Annotated in this window: 3 protein-coding genes and 1 pseudogene; 2 read left to right on the plus strand and 2 right to left on the minus strand. The window is 69.6% G+C overall.

All coding sequences use genetic code 11. The features are described 5' to 3' along the window. A partial coding sequence (locus tag I5I_RS05145) for a class I tRNA ligase family protein (protein WP_036317296.1) occupies positions 1-1379 on the minus strand: 1379 nt, incomplete at its 3' end. Between the two features lie 70 nt (positions 1380-1449). Then, a pseudogene (locus tag I5I_RS05150) lies at positions 1450-2770 on the minus strand (anthranilate synthase component I family protein). 82 nt (positions 2771-2852) lie between these two features. Between I5I_RS05150 and I5I_RS05155 the strand changes: the two are divergent. Next, complete coding sequence (locus tag I5I_RS05155; RefSeq protein ID WP_036317297.1) at positions 2853-3536, plus strand: DedA family protein; 684 nt, start codon at positions 2853-2855, stop codon at positions 3534-3536. Between the two features lie 4 nt (positions 3537-3540). Then, a complete protein-coding gene (locus I5I_RS05160; protein ID WP_036317300.1) occupies positions 3541-4602 on the plus strand; it encodes an App1 family protein in 1062 nt (353 codons plus the stop codon). Positions 4603-4715: the final 113 nt, after the last annotated feature.

Genomic DNA, 4715 nt, shown 5'->3' on the forward strand with positions numbered 1-4715 from the left:
GAGCTCGGTCCCGGGGATCCTCTAGAGTCGGCCTCCAGCTGCTCGATGGCGCGGGCGATCGCGTTGCGCTTGCTCAGCCCGTCGAGCGGGCCCGAGTTCATCATGCGGCCGTCGCCCGTGAGCGCGACGCCGGTCTTCGCCGGGTCGATCTCGTCGATGCCGGGAGCGCCCGGATCGATCGGGACGCCCTCGGCATCCAGCTCGATCACGGGGATCGCGCCGGTGACCGGCGCCGTGGTGTCGACGACGACCTTGATGGGCAGGTCGAACGCGCGGGCGAAGTCGAGGTCGCGCTGATCGTGCGCGGGCACCGCCATGACGGCGCCGTGGCCGTACCCAGCGAGGACGTAGTCGGCGGCCCAGATCGGCAGCCGCTCCCCCGTCACCGGATTGATCGCGTAGCGCTCGAGGAAGACACCGGTCTTCGGGCGGTCGGCGGTCTGCCGGTCGATCTCGCTCGTCTTCTGCACGGTGTCGAGGTAGTCCTGGAAGCGCATGCGCGCCTCCGGGGATGCCGAGGACACGAGCTCGGCGGCGAGGTCGGAATCCGGCGCCACGACCATGAACGTCGCGCCGTAGAGCGTGTCAGGGCGCGTCGAGAACACCGTGATCTTCTCGGCGCGACCCTCGATCTCGAAGTCGATGTCGGCGCCCACGGAACGTCCGATCCAGTTGCGCTGCATCTGCAGCACCTTGTGCGGCCAGAATCCCTCGAGCTGGTTCAGGTCGTCGAGCAGGCGGTCGGCGTACTCGGTGATGCGGAAGAACCACTGGGTGAGCTTCTTCTTGACCACGACGGCGCCGCTGCGCTCCGACGTCCCGTCGGGCAGCACCTGCTCGTTGGCGAGCACGGTCTGGTCGACCGGGTCCCAGTTGACCAGCGCGTCCTTGCGGTACGCGAGCCCCTTCTCGTACAGCCGCTGGAAGAGCCACTGGTTCCAGCGGTAGTACTCGGGGTCGGAGGTGTGCAGCACGCGCGACCAGTCGAACGAGACGCCGTACTGCTGCATGCTGGAGCGCTGCTGTGCGATGTTGCCGTAGGTCCACCCGCGCGGCTCGACGCCGCGCTTGATCGCGGCGTTCTCGGCCGGCAGGCCGAAGCTGTCCCAGCCGATCGGGTTGAGAACGTTGTACCCGCGGTGACGCCAGAAGCGCGCGACGATGTCGGAGTAGAGGTAGTTCTCCGCGTGACCCATGTGCAGATCGCCCGACGGGTAGGGGAACATCGCCAGCACGTACTTCCGCGGGCGGGTGTCGTCCTCGCCACCGGCACGGAACGGGTCCTTCTCGGCCCAGATGCGCTGCCACTTCTCCTGCACGGCGTGCACGTCGTACGGTCCGTTCTCGGCGGCGGTGGCGATGTCTGTGGGGCTGCTCATGGGAAGGGGAAGACCAATCTGAAAGCTCGGGAACGCGCGAGAGGCGTGCTTCCAGGTTAGCGGACCCGCCTTACCATCCCGGCGGCAGATCCTCACCCAGCGCCGCGAGGGGGCCGCGGGCTTTGAGTCCCACCTCGGCGACCTCTTCGTCGGGATCGGAGAGCCAGGTGATGCCGCCGCCGGCGCCGACGTACGCTCTGTCCGGACGAAGCACGATGGACCTGATCGTCATCGCCAGGTCCGCGTGGCCGTCGGTGCCGACCCAGCCGAAGCATCCGGCATAGATGCCGCGGGCTCGCCCTTCCAGCCCCGAAAGGATCGTCATCGCTGACAGCTTCGGCGCTCCGGTCATGCTCCCGGCGGAAAAGCGGCGTCAGCAGCTGCCCGAGGGTGGCGTCCGGTCGGAGCCTGCCCGCTACCGTGCTGACCAGCTGGTGGACGGCCGCGTACGACTCGACCTCGAGCAGGCGTTCGGCGCGCACCGTTCCGGGCCGGCACACCCGCTGCAGGTCGTTGCGCATCAGGTCGACGATCATGACGTTCTCGGCCCGTTCCTTCACGCTGTCGACGAGCTCGCGACGCAGTGCGGCGTCCTCCTCGGCGTCGCGGCCGCGCGGCCGGGTGCCTTTGATCGGGCGCGTGCGCACCAGGCCGTCGGCGACGTCGAGAAAACGCTCCGGGCTCGCACTGAGCAGCGCTGTCGCGCCGCTGCGGATGATTCCGCCGTGGTGCGCGGGCAGCGCCTCGCGCAGCGTCAGATACGTCGAGGTGGGATCGAACGGTGCGGATGCCGCGACCGTGAACCGCGTCGTCAGGCAGAGCTGGTAGGCGTCGCCGGCGCGGATCGCGTCGCGGCACCGGGCGATGAGTGCGCGATATTCCTCGGGCGTCTGGCGTGCCGATGCCACCGGCGGCGGACGGTGTGCGGCGGAACCGCGGGGCGTCGCCGTCCGCGGCGCAGCCGTCGCGGCGCCGTCCACCGCGGAGGCGAGTGCTTCGCCGCGGTCGGCCGGCGCGGCGATCCACACCTCGTGGGCGGCGTGGTCAAAGACGACGAACCACTCGATTCGCAGCCACAGCTCCTGTGGTCCGTCGGCGGGGTCGGCTCGCCCGGGGGCGCCGGCAGCCGCCGCGGCGTCATCGAAGCCCGACCACCCCACCCACCCGCCCTGGAACGGACCGGGCACGACCGCCGCCGGGCGCACGTCCGGCACCAGCGCAACATCTCGGGGACCGACGCCGGGAGCGCCCGTTCCCAGCCAGCTGAATCCTGTCGTGGCGCCCGGTCCGGCATCCAGCCAGAACGCGTGCTCCTCGCCGCTGAGGATCGCCTCGAAGACGACGGCCGGGTCGACCCAGTCGTGCCGACGGGCGACGAGGCGCGTGGTCATCGCTCCAGGCTAGTCGGGACGCTCGGCGGCCGTCCGGCAATGTTCAGCATGCACACACCCTCACCCGCCATAGGCTGGAGAGGTGAACGAGTTCCTCTCATGGCTGCTCGATGCCGTGCAGAGTGTGGACCCCGTGCTGCGCACGGTTCTCGCGGGTATCGCCATCATGCTCGAGACCAGTGTTCTCGTCGGCCTGATCGTGCCCGGAGACACCGTCGTCATCGTCGCTTCCACCGCTGTCGGTTCGGTCGGCGAGGCCGTCGTGCTCATGGTCGTGGTCGTCGCGGGCGCTCTGATCGGCGAGAGCGTGGGATTCTGGCTCGGTCGATGGCTGGGCCCCCGCATCCGGTTTTCGCGGCTCGGACGTCGGATCGGCGAAGACAATTGGACGCGCGCCGAGCTCTATCTGCGACGGCGCGGTGGACCGGCGATCTTCCTCTCCCGCTTCCTGCCGGTTCTGCATTCGCTCGTGCCCTTGACAGTGGGGATGAGCGGGTTCTCCTATCGGCGCTTCCTCGCGTGGACGGCACCCGCCTGCACGGTGTGGGCGGCGGCTTACGTCAGCGTGGCGGCAGCGGCGGCGGGCACCTATCGCGAGATGGCCGACCGTCTGCATACGGCGGGGTACTTCTTCGTCGGCGCGATCGTCGTCTTCCTCTTTCTCGCCTACGTCGCCAAGCGCGTGATCGTGGCACGCGAAGCGCGTCACATGCGACCGGACGACGAGGCGACCGGCACGCAGCGCTCGGACGGCATGGGAGACTGAATCGATGGCCGCCGAACCCGCACCACGCCTGAAGGTGCTCTGGATCGCCCGACTGGAGTACCGGTTCCATGCGTGGCGAGAGCGTCGGGCGCGCGCCCGCGGCCTGCGCGCCAGTGTGTCGGCGTATCCCGGCTACGGCGGCGAGGATTGGGTGCGCGTCCTCGGCCGTGTGCTGATCGTCCCTCCCGTCCGCGTCCGTCGTCGGCGCGGCGACGACGGCGGTGTCCGTGGTTGGCGCAGCTTCGCGCCCGTTCCCGTCGGTTATGCGACCGTGACCGTGACCGTGGACGGAGTCACCCACGAGGTGATCGCCGACCGTGGCGGCGTCATCGACGCCGTGCTGCCGGCCCGGCTGCAGCCGGGGTGGCAGCCCCTGTCGATGACCGTCGAGGGCTCCGAACCGTTCTCGACGCGTGTGTTCGTCGTGGGCTCAAACGTTCGTTTCGGCATCGTCTCCGACGTCGATGACACGGTCATGGTGACGGCCCTGCCCCGGCCGCTCATCGCGGCCTGGAACTCCTTCGTCGTCAACGAGCACGCTCGCCAACCGGTGCCCGGCATGGCCGTGCTGCTCGAGCGTCTCGTGCGGGAGCATCCGGGCGCACCCATGATCTACCTCTCGACGGGCGCCTGGAACGTCGCGCCGACGCTGCAGCGTTTTCTCCGTCGTCATCTTTTCCCTCCCGGCGCCCTGCTGCTGACCGACTGGGGCCCCACGCACGACCGGTGGTTCCGCAGTGGCCGCGCCCACAAGGAGGAGAATCTCCGGCGCCTCGCGCGTGAGTTCCCCCACGTCAGATGGGTGCTCATCGGCGACGACGGGCAGCACGACGATGCTCTGTACACGGCGTTCACGGGCGCGCACCCCGAGCACGTCACGGCCGTCGCGATCCGACGGCTGTCGCCGGCAGAGGCGGTGCTCGCCGGAGGACGTACGGCCGTGGACGATCACACGGCCGCGACGGTCCCGTGGGTAGCCGGTGACGACGGAGCCGCCCTTCTCGATCGTCTCGCCGAGATCGGTGTCGTGGGCGGCCCGGCCGACGGCGTCGGAGGCCCCGCGTAGGCTGACCGTATGTGCGGTCGATTCGTCGTGGGCAGTTCCGGCTCCGAGCTCGTCGGTGTGCTGCGAGTGGATGTCGTCGGACTCTAGAGGATCCCCGGGACCGAGCTCGAATC

The organism is Microbacterium sp. B24, assembly GCF_000333415.1.
Classification (GTDB): Bacteria; Actinomycetota; Actinomycetes; order Actinomycetales; family Microbacteriaceae; genus Microbacterium.

What these genes read in the sequence shown, in the direction of transcription:
- I5I_RS05160 (WP_036317300.1), top strand. Translation starts at nt 3,541, where the DNA reads ATGGCCGCCGAACCCGCACCACGCCTGAAGGTGCTCTGGATCGCCCGA.